This is a genomic window from Sodalis sp. RH14 (assembly GCF_047324285.1).
Classification (GTDB): Bacteria; Pseudomonadota; Gammaproteobacteria; order Enterobacterales; family Enterobacteriaceae; genus Acerihabitans.
In genome coordinates this window covers 3,569,567-3,585,708 of the sequence record NZ_CP178739.1, presented here as the reverse complement: position 1 = coordinate 3,585,708, position 16,142 = coordinate 3,569,567, and the positions used below count along the sequence as shown (strand labels likewise).

Below are 16,142 nucleotides of genomic sequence, written 5' to 3'. Positions count from 1 at the left end.
AGGAGAAACAGACGATGACCGCCTATCTGCTACGCCGGCTGATGCAGTGGATCCCGGTGCTGCTGGTCTCAAGCATTATCGTGTTCGCGGTGGTGCGCGCCATGCCGGGCGATCCGGCCGAACTGATTGCCGGGCCGGACGCAAGCCGGGAGGATGTGCAGCGCATCCGGGTGGAATATGGCCTCGACCGGCCGTTGCCGGTACAGTATGCCGCCTGGCTGGGGCATATGGCGCGCGGCGATTTCGGCGTCTCCTATATCTATCATCGCGATAACAGCGAGCTGATTTTCAGCCGCCTGCCGTATTCCCTGCTGCTGGCCGCCACGGCCCTGTTCAGCGCGCTGGCGGTGGGGGTGCCGTTGGGCCTGGCCGCCGGCCTGTGGCAGGGCAAAGCCGTCGACTGGCTGGCGTCGGTCTTTTCCTCCGTGGCGGTGGCCACGCCTAATTTCTGGTTCGGCATGCTCGCCATCCTGCTGTTCGCCGTCACCCTGGGCTGGCTGCCGCCGGGGGGATTTGTCAGCCTTGATGAATCGTTCGCCGGTTTTGCCCAGGCGCTGGTGCTGCCTACCCTGACGCTTGGGCTGCACGGCGCGGCGGTGCTGGTGCGCTCGACCCGCGGCGCGGTGGTTGACACGCTGGGAGAGGGATACATCCGTACCGCGCGGGCCAAGGGACTGAGCCGCGGGCATATCATTTATTGGCATGTGCTGCGTAATTCGCTGCTGCCGATTGTCACCATGACCGGCATTCTGCTGGGCCGCATGCTGGGCGGGGCGGTGGTTATCGAGTCGGTGTTTGCCTGGCCGGGCATCGGGCGCCTGCTGGTACAGTCCATTATCAATCGCGATTACGGCATGGTGCAGGGGATCCTGATCGTGCTGGTGCTGTTTTTCCTGCTGCTGAACCTGGCGGTCGATGTATTGTATGGCGCCGTTGACCCGCGCATCCGCCTGGTCAAGGGGGCGGCGTGATGAGCGCAGACGCCGTGGAAACGAGCGGCGCGGCGGCGGCCGGACCCGGCCGGCTGCGGTTGCTAAGGGCGCTGCTCGCCACGCCCTCCGGCCTGTTCGGCCTGTGCGGCGTGGCGATGATTACGCTTGCGGCATTGCTGGCCCCCTGGCTGGCGCCTTGCGATCCGGATGTCCAGTTTGCCGGGCTGCGGCTGGTGCCGGCCGGTACCGGCGGCCATTGGCTGGGCACCGACGAGCTGTCGCGGGATCTGCTCAGCCGGGCGCTGTTCGGATCGCGCATCTCCCTGCTGGTGGGGTTTATCAGCGTGAGCGCGGGCGCGGGACTGGGCATCGTGGCGGGACTGGTTGCCGGCATGGGGCCGCGCTGGCTGGACGCGCTGCTGATGCGGGGCTGCGATATCCTGCTGGCCTATCCCGGCATTTTGCTGGCGGTCATGACGGTGGCCATCCTGGGCGCCGGGCTGGCGCAAATCTGTATCGCGGTGGCGCTGGTGAACATCCCTATTTTTGCGCGCCTGATGCGCGCGTCGGTGCTGCGCGAGCGCGAGCTTGACTATGTGAAGGCGGCGGTGGTGCAGGGCAGCGGCCCGTGGCGCATCATGCTGCGTCATGTGCTGCCCAACAGCATCGGCGTGGTGATAACGCAGCTGGCGTCGGCGGCAGGCCACGCCATTTTGCTGGAGGCGTCCTTATCTTTTATCGGCCTGGGCATCAAGCCCCCGGCCGCCTCGTGGGGAACGATGCTCAGCAGCAGCCGCGATTACCTGGCGACGGCGCCGCTGTATGCCGTGGTACCCGGCCTGCTGTTACTGGTGCTGGTACTGGCGCTGAATCAACTGGGCGACGCGCTGCATAAGGCGCTCGACCCGCTGGGAAGGTCCTTATGACAAGCCATGAACTCCCGGCGCCGCTGCTGGAGGTGACGGGGCTAAGCGTTGATCTCGCCACCGGCCGGGAACGTTGCCGGGCGATCGATAATATCTCCTTTAGCGTCGAACGCGGCGAAACCCTGTGCATCGTCGGTGAATCCGGCTCGGGCAAGACGCTGACGGCGCTGGCGCTGATGTCGCTGTTGCCGGCGGGCATCGAGGTGGCCGCCGGCAGGATGCGCTTTGACGGCCGGGATTTACCGGCGCCGGAGGCGGGGCGGGGCGCCGGGCCGTACGGCGATGAGATCGCCATGATATTCCAGGATCCGATGTCCTCGCTTAACCCGGTGCTGACCATCGGGCGGCAGATTACCGAAAGCATCCGCCGCCACCAGCCCTCGCTTACCCGCCGGCAGCGCGCCGCCCGGGCGGAAGAGGTGCTGGCGCTGGTGGGTATCCGCGACGCCGCCGACAAAATGAAACGTTATCCCCACGAAATGTCGGGCGGGCTGTGCCAGCGCATCCTGATCGCCATCGCGCTGGTAAACCATCCGCGGCTGATTATCGCCGACGAGCCGACCACCGCCCTGGATGTTACCGTGCAGGCCCAGGTCATGGCGAGCATGCGCGCCGCCTGCCGGCTGACCGGCGCGGCGCTGTTGCTTATCACCCACGATATGGGCCTGGTGGCGCAGTACGCCGATCGGGTGCTGGTGATGTATGCCGGCCGTATCGTCGAACAAGGGCGGGTGGGGCGGATATTCCGCGCGCCGCGCCATCCCTATACCCGGGCGCTGCTGGAGAGCATTCCGCGCCTGGACGACGACGTGGACCGGATACTTGCGGCCATCAAGGGCGAGCCGCCGCTGATATCCCGCCTGCCCGCGGGCTGCGCCTTCCGCCCGCGCTGCCAGCTGTGCCGGCAGCGCCCGATCTGCGCCGGCCAGATACCGCCGCTGCGCGCGGACGGGGCCGATCCCGCGCATGCCAGCGCCTGTCATTTTGCCCATGAACTGGCCGCGCCGGTCCTCATGGAGAGGAACTAATCGCCTATGTCAAGCGCAGGTATACCGCTCGCAAGCCCCACCGCGCCACCGCCGCTGCTGCGGGTGGAGGGCATCGAAAAACATTACCCGCCGTCAGGCGGCGGTTTGCGCCGCGCCGCCGCCGTCATGGCGGTGAGTGGGGTGGATTTGACGCTGAACGCCGGTGAAACCCTGGGCCTGGTGGGCGAGTCTGGCTGCGGCAAATCCACCCTGAGCGCGGTGCTGGTGGGGCTGACGCGTCCGACCGCCGGGCGCGTCTGGTTCGACGGCGAGGATATTACCGCCCTGCCCAGGCGGCGCAACGCCAGGCTGTGCCGGGAATTTCAAATCGTCTTCCAGGACCCTTACGCATCCCTCAACCGGCGCATGACCGCTTTTGATATTATCGGCGAGCCGCTTACCGTGCATCGCATCGGCAACGCCGCCGAGCGGCAAAAACGGATTTATGCGCTGATGCGCCAGGTGGGGCTGGATCCGGCGCTGGCGCAGCGTTATCCGGCGGAGTTTTCCGGCGGCCAGCGCCAGCGCATCGGCATCGCCCGCGCGCTGGCGCTGAGACCGCGGCTGCTGATTCTGGACGAGCCGGTCTCGGCCCTGGACGTGTCGATACAGGCGCAGATCCTTAATTTACTGAAGCAGTTGCAGCGGGAGCATGGGCTGGCCTACCTGTTTATCTCCCATGATTTGCGCGTGGTGCGCTATATGGCGCCGCGTATCGCCGTGATGTACCAGGGGCGCATAGTCGAAACCGGCGGGCGGGAGCAGATTTTCTCCGCCCCGGCCCATCCCTATACCCGGGCGCTGCTGGCGGCGGTGCCGCCGGCCGAACCGCAGTGATGCGGGTAGCGCCGCAACACCGGCGGGTTGCAGTGAAACCTGCGCCCGGCGCGGGGCTTCCCCAGCGCCGGGATGACGGTACGGCCGCAGGATCACAGCGGCGGCAGTATCCCCTGGTCCCCCACGCTGTCAATCAACGCGCCGGAGGCCACCAGCTGCGCCGCGGCGGCGATATCGCCGGCCATATACCGATCCACCGTCAACGGCGCAATCTGCTCCCTGACGCGGCGCGCCGCCATCGCCAATGGCGCGCTGGTCCGCAGCGGCAGCCTGAATTCAAGGCCCTGTACGGCGGCCATCACCTCAATGCCGAGGATGGCGTACAGATTATCCAGCATCCTGCCCAGCCGCATGGCGCCGTGGCAGGCCATGGAAACATGATCTTCCTGATTGGCTGACGTCGGGGTGGAGTCTACCGATGCCGGATGCGTCATCTGCTTGTTTTCGCTCATCAGGGCGGCGGAGGTGACCTCGGCTATCATCATGCCGGAGTTCAGTCCGGGCGCGGCCACCAGAAAGGCGGGCAACCCAAAGCTCATGGCCGGGTCGACCAGCAGGGCGATGCGCCGCTGGGCGATAGCGCCTATCTCGGAAATGGCCAGCGCCAGGATATCGGCGGCGAAAGCCACCGGCTCCGCGTGGAAATTACCGCCGGACACCACGCTGTTATCGGATAACAGCAGCGGGTTGTCGGTAACGGCGTTCGCTTCGCGCGCGAGCGTGACGGCGACCTGGCGGATCAGGTCCAGGGCCGCGCCGGCCACCTGCGGCTGGCAGCGGATACAATAAGGATCCTGCACCCGCTCGTCGTTTGCCAGATGGCTTAAGCGGATTTCCGACCCGCGCAGCAGCCAATTGAGGGCCCGCGCCGTATCAATCTGACCGGGATGGCCGCGCAGCTGGTGAATCTCGTCATGGAACGGCGCGGTGGAGCCCATGACCGCATCGGTGACCAGCGCGCCGGAAATCAGCGCCGACTGTAGCGCCCGGTGCGCCCCGAACAGCCCTTTCAACGCCAGCGCGGTGGACGCTTGGGTGCCGTTGATCAAGGCCAGTCCTTCTTTGGCCGCCAGGATGATAGGCCGCAGGCCCGCCTGCTCCAGCGCCTGCGCCGCCGGCATGCGCTGACCGCGCAGCTCCGCGTCGCCTTCGCCCATCATGGCGGCCACCATATGCGCCAGCGGCGCCAGATCCCCGGACGCGCCAACCGATCCCTGGCTTGGGATCACGGGCATGATATCGTGGGCCAGCAGGGCTTCAATCAGGCCGATAACCTCATAACGCACGCCCGAGGCGCCCCGGCCCAGCGAAATCAGTTTCAGCGCCATGATCAGACGCACCACCGGTTTGGCCAGCGCGTCGCCCACGCCGCAGCAGTGCGACAAAATCAGGTTGCGCTGCAGCGTTACCACATCGTCGGCGTGGATACGCACCGAGGCCAATTTGCCAAAGCCGGTATTGATGCCGTAGACCGCCGCTTCGCCCTGCACGATTTCCGCTACGCGCGCCGCGCTCTTGCGAATGGCCGGCTCCATCGCGGGATCCAGCCGTACGGGCTCGTCGGTCCGGTAAATACACTCAAGTTCAGCCAGCGTGACGGCGCCGGGTTTTAATATAATCGTCATGGTTTTTTCCTGCCAATAAAAACATCAACCGCGCCGCGGCCAAAGCGCGGCGGCCTGGTCAGCCGGCAAACGCCGGCGCAAGCCGCCCTGTCGGCCCTTGCTCAGACCAGCTCGACGGTCAGCCAGATGGGGGTTTTGGTGTCAAAGGTGCTTTTCCATACCTCGGCGCCGACCTTATCCAGGCGATCGGCATGCTCGGGAATGACCTCTCCCAATACCGGTTGGGCCAGATCCTCGGTGGTCGGTCCGTACTGCACGATAAATTTCTGGCCGGTGGATTGGGAAAAACGCAGCCGCCCTTTGGGCGCGTCGCAGATCCGCTCGCGCACCTGTATCGGCGCGGTGGATACCAGCGGGCACCAGGCGTACATGGATTCGCCGGTGACCACGGCGTGATCTTGCAGGACGGTAAAAGGCAGGGCCGCCATCAGGTCCTGGCATAACTCCGGATTTTCATGGACCGCCAGATAGGCATCCACGGTAATATCCAGCGGTTGCCAGGTCAGGCGGATCTTGCGGCCCGGCTTGATATGCACTCGCCGGGATGCATCGGCAATGGCGGGCGCGGCCACCTCGGGGTTGGCGTAGGTAAACTGCTTGCCCAGTCCCCACGGGAAATAATGGAACGACCAGGCGGCAAACGTATCGGTATAGATGCAAAACGCCCGGATCGCCTCTATCGCCTGCTGGCGCGATGTCGCCCGCGGCAGCCATTCGCGCAGGGACAGCGCCAGTTTGCCCAGCTGCGGGAATCCGCTGTAGCGCAGGTAGTTGCTGTACGGGTGATCGAAACTGTCGAGGATAAAGCAGAACTGCGGCAGCGTGATATCCGGGTTTTCAATGATTTGCAGCAAGGGATAATAGGTATACATGGAATAATCGCGCATCATACCGGCCGCGATATCCCAGGTACCGAAATACTGGCCGTAGCTGCCCGCCTGGTTCTCCAGGGTTCCGGTGCGAAAGGCGTAAATCTCCGCGGGCTCCTCGCGGGCCATGGCCGCGGTTTGGCTGCGAACGTGATCGATCACATCCCCCAGGCTGGTATAGCTCATTACGTTCTCCTGTCATGGTTTTCGCTAAAACGTGCGCTGGCGGCCCTTATGGCGCGGCGGCGCGGACAGGTTTATTGTATATACAATTAATATTTATGTATATACAATTAATAATAAGCACGAGGCTTTTCTTCAGCGGCCGTGGCCATACTCCCTGACAAAGTGGCCCGGGGTCACCTCTTTCATAAAACCGGGAGCCCTGCCGTCAAGCTGGCCGGCGTCGAAAAACAGACGCGCTTTACTCCGTTCCCGCGCGGGGTCGGCTTCCAGGGTGGCGCTCAGCAGCGCCTGGGTATAAGGGTGGCGGGCATCGTGAAAAATGGCCTCGGCGGGGCCGGTTTCCACGATCAGACCGCGCAGCATGACGGCCACCCGATGGCAGATATGGCGCACCATGCCCAGGTCGTGCGAAATAAACAGATACGCCAGCCCCTGTTCATCCTGCAGCTGTTGCAGCAGGTTTATGATTTGGGCCTGGATGGAGACGTCCAGGGCGGTTATCGGCTCATCGGCCACGATCAACTGCGGCGACATGGCCAGCGCCCGTGCAATGCAGACGCGCTGGCGCTGGCCGCCGGAAAATTCATGGGGATAGCGGCCGAGATGACGGGCGTCCAGGCCGACTTTGGCAAACAGGGCCCGCACGCGCTGCATAAGCGCCTCACGGGGTATTTTGCCCTCATGGATCACTATGGGATCCGCGACAAAACGGCCGACCGTCATCCGTGGATTGAGGGAAGAATAGGGATCCTGGAAAATAATCTGCATCACCTTGCGCAATGGCCGCAGCGCGGACTGGCTCATACCGACCAGGTCGCGGCCGTTAAGCAATACCTGGCCGCCGGTCGGCCGTTCCAGCTGCATCACGCAGCGCGCCACCGTGCTTTTGCCCGAGCCGGACTCGCCCACCAGCCCGAGGGTTTCCCCCCGCGCCAGGGTAAAGCTGACGCCGTCAACCGCCCTGAGCACGGCGCGCGCGCCCAGTAAAGACGCGCCGGCGGGATAGTCTTTGCATAATCCTTCCACCTGCAGCAGCGGCGGGGCGCTCGGGGGCATGCCGTTCATGTCGCGTTATCCTTATCAAGATCCGCCAGGCAGCGGGGCAAATCGTACCAGGCCGCCACCCGATGGCGCGGTTCATCGGGCGAGACGGGACGCAGCGGCGGCGCGTCAAGAAAACACCGCGCGGTGGCGAACGGATTGCGCGGCGCAAAAGGGTCGCCGGGCGGTCGCCGCGCCGGATCCACCGGCTGGCCGGCAATCTGGAACAGCGGTTGCCGGGGACGCTGTCCCCGGCCGGGGATCGATTGCAACAGCGACCAGGTATAGGCGCTGTGGGGTTGGCTGAACACCCGTTCCACCGGTCCCGTCTCCATGATCTTGCCGGCATACAGCACCTGCATGCTGTCCGCCATCGCGGCCACCACGCCCATGTCATGGGTAATCCAAATGATGGACATCTTCATTTCGTCGCGCAGATCGCGGATAAGCGCAATAATCTGCGCCTGGATAGTCACGTCCAGGGCGGTGGTCGGCTCATCGCCAATCAGCAGTTTGGGTTTGCAGGCAATCGCCATGGCGATCATGACCCGCTGGCGCATGCCGCCGGAAAACTGAAAGGGATACTGCCTGACGCGCCGCGCGGGGTCGGCGATGCCCACCAGGCCGAGCAGGTCGACGGCGCGCCGGCGCGCCTTGGCATGGCTCATCCCCAGGTGATGCACCAGGGGTTCCGCCAGTTGCCGGCCAATGGTCAGCACCGGATTAAGCGAGGTCATCGGCTCCTGGAAAATCATGCCGATCTGCGCGCCGCGGATGGCGCGCAGCGCTTTATCCGACAGGCTCAGCAGGTTGTGCCCCTGGAACATGACCTCGCCGTGGACCAGGGCGCGGCTGCGCGGCGGCAATAATCCCAGCATCGCCAGCGCCTGCATGCTCTTGCCGCTGCCGCTTTCGCCGACGATGCCCAGCGTCTGGTTATCCTCCAGGCTATAGCTGATATCGTCGATAATCCTGACCGGCGGCGCGCCGCGTCCGGCCGGAACAGCCACGGTTAAATTACGCACGTCGAGCAAAGGCTGCATGGCGCTACTCCCCGGCGGACTTCAGTTTGGGATCGAAATAATCGCGCAGCCAGTCGCCGGTAAAGTTGGCGCCCATCACCGTCACGACTATCGCCAGTCCCGGAAAGGTGGTGACCCACCAGGCGGTGGCGATATACGCGCGCCCCTCCGCCAGCATCCGGCCCCAGCTCGGCCAGGGCGGCTGCACGCCCAGCCCGAGGAAACTCAGGCTGGCCTCCAGGAGAATCACGCGCGAAAACTCCAGAGTGGCGATCACCAGAATGGGCGTCAGGATATTCGGCAAAATGTAATAGCGCAGGATATGCCAGGGCCGGGCGCCGACGGCCACCGCCGACAGGACGAATTCCCTCTGCCGCAGGGCCAGCACCTGCCCGCGCACCATGCGGGCATAACGGATCCAACTGGTCAGGGCCAGGACGATAATCAGGTTGCCCAGGCTGGGACCGGTGGCGGCGATAATGATCAGCGCCAGCAGAATCAGCGGTATCGAGAGCTGCATATCGACAATACGCATCAGCAGGCGATCGATGAGGCCGCCGGCGTACCCCGAAATCATCCCCACCGCCACGCCGACGAGGCCGCCAATCAACACCGCGTTAAACCCCACCATTATCGAGACCCTGCTGCCGTACAGCAGCCGGCTCAACATATCCCGGCCCAACTGATCGGTGCCCAGCGGATGGGCGTCCGGCGCAAAAAAGCGGTACGTGGGCGGCGCCAGCCGCAGGGCCAGATTGCCGTGTACCGGGCTGGGCAGGGGGATCACGAAGGTGGCCAATACGCCCAGCAGCAATAACGCCATGATAAGCCAGCCGACAGCGCCGATGGCGCTCGATCCAATACGCCGTCCCACGGCGCGCATCACGTTCATGCGGCTCATCGCGTTTGCCTCACGCGCGGGTCCAGCAGGCTATAGAGCAAATCCACCCCCAGGCTGACCAGCAGGAACAGGCATGACACCACCATGACTCCCGCCTGGATCACGGGAAAATCACGGTTCGCCACCGCCTCGACAATCAGCCTGCCGACCCCCGGCCAGGAAAAAATGGTTTCGACCACCACCGAGCCGCCGAGCATTTCGCCCACCAATAGCCCGCTCATGGTGACCACCGGCAGCATGGCGTTACGCGCCATATGCCAGGTCATGATCACCCGCGGGGGCAGGCCCTTGGCGTGCGCCGTGCGGATATAATCCTCGCTCATGACGTCGAGCAGGCTGGAACGGAACAGGCGGGTGATATTGGCGGCGACGAAAATAGACATCACGGCGGTGGGTAAAATCAAATGCAGCGGGCTGCCGGTGCCGCCGGTGGGCAGCCAGCCAAGATCGACGCAGAACACCAGGATCAGCATAATCGCCAGCCAGAACGCCGGCGTGGCCTGTCCGAGCATCGCTAAGGTCAGCACCAGGAACTCCCATACCGAGTTACGGTAAAGCGCGGCAATCAAACCGGCCAGGCAGCCCGCCAGAATGCCGGTCACCGCGGAAAGCGCCGCCAGCAGCAGCGTGGCCGGCATCCGTTCCAGCACAATCCCCAGCGCCGAATGCTGGTAAAAAAAGGATTGGCCGAAATCGCCGGCCAGCGCATGGCCGAGAAAACGCAGATATTGCTCCAGCAAGGGACGCTGCAGGCCGAGCTGCTCGCGCAGGGCCTGCAGGTCGGCGGCGCTGGCGCCCTGGGGAAGCAATAAAGAAACCGGATCCCCCAGTAAACGCGACACCAGGAAAATAAGGGTCACCAGGCCGAATACCGCCGCCAGGGCTTCCAGCAGTCGGGACAGAATATATTTCGCCACGCGCCACCGCCTGTTTATTTCGCCACTAAATCGAAAACCCGCACCCAGTCGTCGCCGCGCGTTTGCCAGGTGAATCGCTTCGATGTGGCATAGGTCAGCGGCTGGTTAAATAAAAACACCAGCGGCGCCTGTTCACGCATCCGTTCGGTTGCCTGCTGGTACCAGGCGGCGCGTTTTTGCTTATCAACCGTTGAGCGGCCTTTCATCACCAGGCCGGCAAAAACGTCATCCTTCCAGTAAGCGCCGGGGTCGGTGGGCAGATACAGACCCAATAGGCCGTCGGCGTCCAGGGTCGGCCAGGCCTGGCCTAAAAACGCTGCCTGCCCCATATCGCCGCGGGTATAGGCGTTGGACCAGTTGGCGTATTCCATTTCCTTGATGCTGACGTTCAAACCCACTTCCTGCAGCTGGGCGGCGATCACCTGGCCGATTTCCTGGCTTAACAGATAACGTCCCAGCGGCACCTGCAGTTCAAAGGAAATGGGCTGCGGCAATCCCGACTCGGCGATAAGCTGGCGCGCCTTGTCCGGATCGTAGGGGTAGGGCTGCAGTTTATCGTTGTAGCCGAAATACATGGGCGACAGCAGCTGGCCTTTGCTGATGGCGCCGTGACCGTTATAAATGGCGTCGATAATGCCCTGGCGATCGATGGCGTAGTTCATCGCCTGGCGCAGCTTGAGGTTGTTGGCGAAGGGCGGCTTGAGGTTATTCATTTTAATGATCATCGCGCGGCTGCTTTCGCCCCAGCCGGCATGGGCGATGCCGCTGCTGTTGATGCGCGCGATATCCGTGGGCGGAATATCCAGCGCCAGATCCAGCTCGCCGGCCAGCAACGCCGACACCCGTACCGCCGGTTCGCTTATCATACGCAGCACGACTTTGTCATGCGGCGCCGGCGTGCCGAAAACCTGGGTGCCGAAATACGTGGGGTTGGGCGTCAGCACCACCCGTTCGCCCGGCACGTATTCCGCCAGCTGATACGGGCCGCTGCCCATGGCCTCGCGGCTGGGATCGTGCGTCGCGGTCCAAGACGGCTCCATCATGAACAGCATGCTCAGCTGCGCCACCAGCCCGGGGAAGGGCATGCGCGTAATGATTTTCACCTCGTCGGGCGCCACGACGTCGACATGATCGATCAGGCTATACCATTCCTTGACGCGGGTTTTATGCGCGGGATCGAGTAAATGATCGAAATTCCACTTTACCACCGCGGCATCCAGCGGCTTGCCGTTGGCAAAGGTAATGCCCGGGCGCAGCTTGAAGTCCCAGGTGTTGTCGTCGATAGCCTGCCATGATTGCGCCACGACGCCGGTAATGCCGAGGTCGGGATTGCGTATCACCAGCGGCGAGTAGATATGGCTGATGACGCTTAAATCCGTCTGCACCACGGTGGCCTGCTGCGGATCAAGCGTCGTCACCGCGGCGGAAAAGGCAATATTGACGGTATCCGCCAGCGCGACCGCCGGCAGGCCGCCGGCAACGGATAATAACGCGGCGCAGCCCAGCAGTCGTAATTGGCGCGCTTTGCCTGACAAGGCAAGCCTGAGAACATGACACATGGTTGATCTCCAGTATGAGAGAACGGAGCGATGGGGAAAATCAGTGCATCCTGAGGTACTGCAATTCTTCCGCGATAACCGCGGCCATCATCGTCAGGCTGACCGGCCGGTTTTCCGCCGTCAGGCGTTTAATGACCGCCAGGCGCAGCGGCTGGCGCAGGCGGCGCTCCTCACGCATCAGGCTCATGGCCAGCGCCGCCCGGATTTCGCGCGGCCAGACCCGATCCAGGCGATCGCGCGCGCTCCCAAGCGTAAACAGGCCGTGCGCGACGCTGCTGTGCCCGGCGCGCAGCCGCGCGGTGGCATCGGGGTCGAGCCGGCCGCTGTCGTCCACCGCCACGCCGTAACTGGCCCGGGCGTTGTAGACGGACACCAGGCCGCGCCGCACATCGCGGGCAACCTGGCCCGGATCGCGCAGAAAAGGGTCGCCAAAGCCGCCGCCCGAGGGCGAGGTCAGGCGCACCACGTCGTGGCGTTGCATCTTCAGGACATCAATCTTGCCCAGATTGCGCTCATCATCGGTGCCGGGATTGAGCAATACGGATCCCAAATGGCCGCATTGCCCACCCCGCGCGCCCCAGGACTGAAAATAGAAACGATTCATGCCGCGCACCGTCATCACCGCCTCGGGACCCGTATTTTCCAGCTCCATGGCAATGGCGGCGCCGCTCTGCCAGCGGCCGGGCGCCTGGCTGTCGGTCACCAGGCCATACCGTTTCACCCGCATCACCGTTTCGGCCTCGATGGTTTCGGCGGGCACCGTGCGCAGATAACCGGAGCGTGAGTCCACCCCGTCGGTGCCGTCGAGGCCGAAACGTCCGCCGCCGCCGCCGCACAAGGGATTGATCACGCTGACGCGATTGCCCTCGCCATGGGGATCTTTGGCGGAAACCACGATCACTCCCGACATGCCGGGACCCGCCGCCGTGAGACCGTCGGCCAGGGCGGCGTTCAGACAGCCCAGGATGACGTCGTAAACGCGGGTGCTGGTGGTGACCCGCGAACCGCCGGCCGCCGGAAATTCGGCGTTCATCACCGTGCCGCGCGGGGCGATGACCTCAAGGGCGCGCAGCAGGCCCGCGTTACGCGGCGCTTCCGGCTCCCGGGTCAGGATATAATAGATAAACGCCTGCAGGGTATAGGGGTGGGCGCGCGCGCCGGTGACGTAGTTAAAGGCCGCCGCCACCTGCGGGTCGGTGCCGCTGAAGTCGAATACGATGCGCTCGTCGCGCACGCGCATCACGGCGTGGATATGGATAAAATCTCCTTCGCTCATGCCTTCGACATAATCGGCGAAGGGATAATCCCCGTCGGGGATGCGGCGTATAACCTGGCGGGCCTTGGCATCGGCCAGGGCCATGGACGCTTCCATGCCCGCGCGCACCGCCGCCACGCCATAGCGCTGGCACAGTTGATTCAGCCGCTTATCCATACTGGCCAGCGCCGATATCATGGCCTGGAAGTCGCCCCACAGCTCATCGGCGATGCGGCTGTTATCGATAAAGATATTGCGGATGGCGGTATCGAGCTGTCCACGTTTGTAGAGTTTGGTCGGCCTGACGCGCAGGCCTTCCTGGAACACCTCGGTAAACGCCGGCGAAATACTGCCCGGCACCGCGCCGCCGATATCGGAGGCATGCACGAACGACCAGGCCAGGGCCACCAGCTCGTTGCCGACAAAGACCGGCCGCACCATCGAAACATCCATGATATGCGTCACCATTCCGTCGGTACTGAAAGGGTCGTTGGTGATAATGCAATCCCCCGGCTCAAGATGTTCTACGCCGATGCCGTGCAGGCCGCCGGCTATCGGCAGGCCAATGAAGGCGTTAACGCCGTTGTGGCTGGGATAGGCGAACATTTCGCCCGCCGGCGTGGCCAGCCCGCATTGAAAATCCTGTACCAGTTTGACGAAGGTGGTATGGGCGGTGCGATACAGGGTGACGGAGGCTTCTTCGACAATGGCGTTAAAGCGATTATTCATGATGACCGTTTGGATGGGATCCACAATCAATGCTCCTGCGTCAGGATAATGTCGCCGCCGGCATGCACCCTGGCGGTAAAAAAGGGCGGGACCAGCACGGTGGCGTCGCTCTGGCTGATAATGCACGGCCCCGGTACCTGGGCATCCACTCCCAATACGGTGCGGTCATAAACCGGGCAATCCTCCAGCAACGCCGCGCCGATATGCAGCCGCCGGAAGCCGCGGGGGCGGGGTCGGCCGCCGCCCGCCGGCCGCGTCGCCGCATTGCCTTCCGGCGCGGCCAGCGCGCCGCGCACCCGCACCCGCAGTTCGATAAATTCAACGGACGCCTCCGTATCGGCATGGGTATGCAAGCGTAAATGCTCCGCGTGAAACGCGGCGACGGCGAGCGTGGTGCTGATGCCGTCTGGGGCGGCCGCCTCAATGCGCACCGGGATCTGGAACGACTGGCCGCGATAGCGCATATCCGCCCAGTACTCCAGGGCGATCGCGACCACGTTGCCGGGGTCGGTCTGCCGCGCCAGCCAGGCCCTGGCCGCGTCCGCCAGCCCGGCAAAGGTCTGTTGCAAGCGCGCCGTATCCATCGCGCCCTGCTGTACGATGGCGATGGTGTCATGGGTCAGTTCGGCGACCACGCCGCCCACGGCGCAGAATACCGACGGATTGTTGGGCACGATAACCCGTGGGATGCCGATTTCCGCCGCCAGCAGCGGACCGTGGATGGCGCCGTTGCCGCCGAACGCCACCAGGGTCACGTCCTGCGGATCGACACCGTGGCGGGCCAGATAAGGCAATACGCTGGCGACCATATTGGAGGTGGCGATGGCGATGGCGGCGCCGGCCGCGTCCGTCTCCGTCGCGGCCATGCGCGCGGCCAGGGGAGCGAAGGCGGCGCGGGCCGCAGCGGTGTCCAGGGGCATCTCGCCGCCGAGAAAAGTGGCGGCGTCCAGATAACCGCATAATAAGTAGGCGTCGGTCACGGTAGGCTCGGCGCCGCCGCGCGCAAAACAGGCGGGGCCGGGCCAGGCGCCGGCGCTTTTGGGGCCGACGCGGAACACCGGCCCGTCGAAACGGCCGATGGAACCGCCGCCGGCGCCTATCGCCTCGATGCCGGTAACCGGCATGGTCAGAGGGAACTCGCCGACCTCGGTTTGCTCCACCACCGTCGGCATGCCGGCGCGGATCAGGGAAATATCGGTGCTGGTGCCGCCCATATCCATTGTCAGAAAATGCTGCTCCGGCGCCGCGCGGGTAATCAGCTGCGCCGCCGTTACCCCGGAAGCGGGGCCTGACAGGAGCGTATGCACCGGGAAATGGCGCGCCTCGCGCGCGGACATGGCCCCGCCGTTGGAGCGGGTGATAAACAGCTGGACGTGGCGCAGACGGCTGGTCAGGTAGTGTTCAATCTGCCCCAGGTATGAGGACATCCGGGGCTTAACATAGACATTAAGCAACGCATTGACCGCCCGCTCGTATTCGCCGGGGCGCGGCCACACCTCGCTGGACAGGCAGACATCCAGGGACGGCGCGAGCCGCCGGATCAATGCGCGCGTTTCCCGCTCATGGCGGGGATCCTGATAGCTGTTGATATAGGCGACGGCGATGCTGTCGAGCCCGGCGGCCACCACCTGCGCCACCGCGCCGGCCACCGATTCCGCCGACAGCGCGTCGATAACGCCGCCGTCAGCCGCCATGCGTTCGCGTATTTCAAAAACCTGGTGACGCTCGATCAACGACAGGCCGCGCGTGCCGCGCAGATTGGTGGGATCGAGCAGACGCAGGCGCTGCAGTTCCAGGATATCGCGAAATCCCTGGGTGACGAACAGGGCGACCGGCGGCTGTGAACGCTCGATCACGGCGTTGGTGCTCACAGTGGTGCCGTGCATGACCACCACCGGTTCTTCCGGCCCCACGGCCAATGCCGACAATAACCGCTCGAAGCCCTGTTTAAAACCCTCGGCAAAATGGGGCGGAGTGGAGGGCACTTTAAAACAATATAACGGCGCCTGCCGCGCGTCGCTGCGCCAGACGACAAAGTCGGTGAACGTGCCGCCGATATCAACTCCCACTCTTATCATGCGATTTGCCCTTGTGCCGCCGACGCCGCGTCCCGGCGAAAATGGCGCCCTGATGAAGTCTATTGGTATATACAATATAATAAAGAACTGGGATGTAAATATCATTATGATGAAAAACAGATCAATATTCATACGAATATCCTATGATAAAGCAGCGTTAAAACAGTAAATTAATGTGTTTATCGGGGTGGAAACGCCGTGTTCATATAGGCTTATTTTATGTATATACATAAAACG

Annotated in this window: 13 protein-coding genes; 4 read left to right on the top strand and 9 right to left on the bottom strand. The window is 63.9% G+C overall.

The genetic code is table 11. The features are described from left to right. Positions 1-14 precede the first annotated feature (14 nt). The 4 genes from ACL2XQ_RS16325 to ACL2XQ_RS16310 are packed head-to-tail and all read left to right on the top strand — an operon-like array spanning position 15 to position 3,723. The gene (locus ACL2XQ_RS16325; RefSeq protein WP_410014483.1) at positions 15-971 is read left to right on the top strand and encodes an ABC transporter permease; all 957 of its coding nucleotides are present in this window, start codon (positions 15-17) and stop codon (positions 969-971) included. Continuing rightward, positions 971-1,858 carry an ABC transporter permease gene (locus tag ACL2XQ_RS16320; protein ID WP_413728074.1) on the top strand — a complete coding sequence of 296 codons (888 nt, stop codon included), beginning with the start codon at positions 971-973 and terminating at the stop codon, positions 1,856-1,858. Before ACL2XQ_RS16325 ends, ACL2XQ_RS16320 begins: the two co-directional genes overlap by 1 nt. Then, positions 1,855-2,886 carry an ABC transporter ATP-binding protein gene (locus ACL2XQ_RS16315; RefSeq protein WP_413728075.1) on the top strand — a complete coding sequence of 344 codons (1,032 nt, stop codon included), beginning with the start codon at positions 1,855-1,857 and terminating at the stop codon, positions 2,884-2,886. The genes ACL2XQ_RS16320 and ACL2XQ_RS16315 overlap by 4 nt, the downstream gene beginning before the upstream one ends. Before the next feature lie 6 nt (positions 2,887-2,892). Next, positions 2,893-3,723, top strand: coding sequence for an ABC transporter ATP-binding protein (locus ACL2XQ_RS16310; protein WP_413728076.1), 831 nt, complete (start codon positions 2,893-2,895; stop codon positions 3,721-3,723). Positions 3,724-3,815: 92 nt separating this feature from the next. On the opposite strand, the gene hutH is transcribed toward ACL2XQ_RS16310, so the two are convergent. The 9 genes from hutH to ACL2XQ_RS16265 form a co-directional block, all read right to left on the bottom strand. Continuing rightward, the gene (gene hutH / locus ACL2XQ_RS16305) at positions 3,816-5,348 is read right to left on the bottom strand and encodes a histidine ammonia-lyase (protein WP_413739441.1); all 1,533 of its coding nucleotides are present in this window, start codon (positions 5,346-5,348) and stop codon (positions 3,816-3,818) included. Between the two features lie 101 nt (positions 5,349-5,449). Continuing rightward, positions 5,450-6,403, bottom strand: coding sequence for a hypothetical protein (locus ACL2XQ_RS16300; protein ID WP_413728078.1), 954 nt, complete (start codon positions 6,401-6,403; stop codon positions 5,450-5,452). Positions 6,404-6,535: 132 nt separating this feature from the next. Then, complete coding sequence (locus ACL2XQ_RS16295) at positions 6,536-7,468, bottom strand: ABC transporter ATP-binding protein (protein ID WP_413739440.1); 933 nt, start codon at positions 7,466-7,468, stop codon at positions 6,536-6,538. Then, on the bottom strand, positions 7,465-8,487 hold the full coding sequence (locus ACL2XQ_RS16290) for an ABC transporter ATP-binding protein (RefSeq protein ID WP_410014490.1): 1,023 nt from the start codon (positions 8,485-8,487) through the stop codon (positions 7,465-7,467). The genes ACL2XQ_RS16295 and ACL2XQ_RS16290 overlap by 4 nt, the downstream gene beginning before the upstream one ends. 4 nt (positions 8,488-8,491) lie before the next feature. Next, positions 8,492-9,367, bottom strand: a complete 876-nt coding sequence (locus ACL2XQ_RS16285) for an ABC transporter permease (RefSeq protein ID WP_413728080.1) — start codon at positions 9,365-9,367, stop codon at positions 8,492-8,494. Then, the gene (locus tag ACL2XQ_RS16280) at positions 9,364-10,284 is read right to left on the bottom strand and encodes an ABC transporter permease (RefSeq protein ID WP_413728081.1); all 921 of its coding nucleotides are present in this window, start codon (positions 10,282-10,284) and stop codon (positions 9,364-9,366) included. The genes ACL2XQ_RS16285 and ACL2XQ_RS16280 overlap by 4 nt, the downstream gene beginning before the upstream one ends. Positions 10,285-10,298: 14 nt before the next feature. Next, positions 10,299-11,843, bottom strand: a complete 1,545-nt coding sequence (locus tag ACL2XQ_RS16275) for an ABC transporter substrate-binding protein (RefSeq protein ID WP_413732490.1) — start codon at positions 11,841-11,843, stop codon at positions 10,299-10,301. Between the two features lie 40 nt (positions 11,844-11,883). Then, the gene (locus ACL2XQ_RS16270) at positions 11,884-13,851 is read right to left on the bottom strand and encodes a hydantoinase B/oxoprolinase family protein (RefSeq protein ID WP_413739439.1); all 1,968 of its coding nucleotides are present in this window, start codon (positions 13,849-13,851) and stop codon (positions 11,884-11,886) included. Positions 13,852-13,853: 2 nt separating this feature from the next. Next, positions 13,854-15,905, bottom strand: a complete 2,052-nt coding sequence (locus ACL2XQ_RS16265) for a hydantoinase/oxoprolinase family protein (protein WP_413739438.1) — start codon at positions 15,903-15,905, stop codon at positions 13,854-13,856. Positions 15,906-16,142 lie beyond the last annotated feature (237 nt).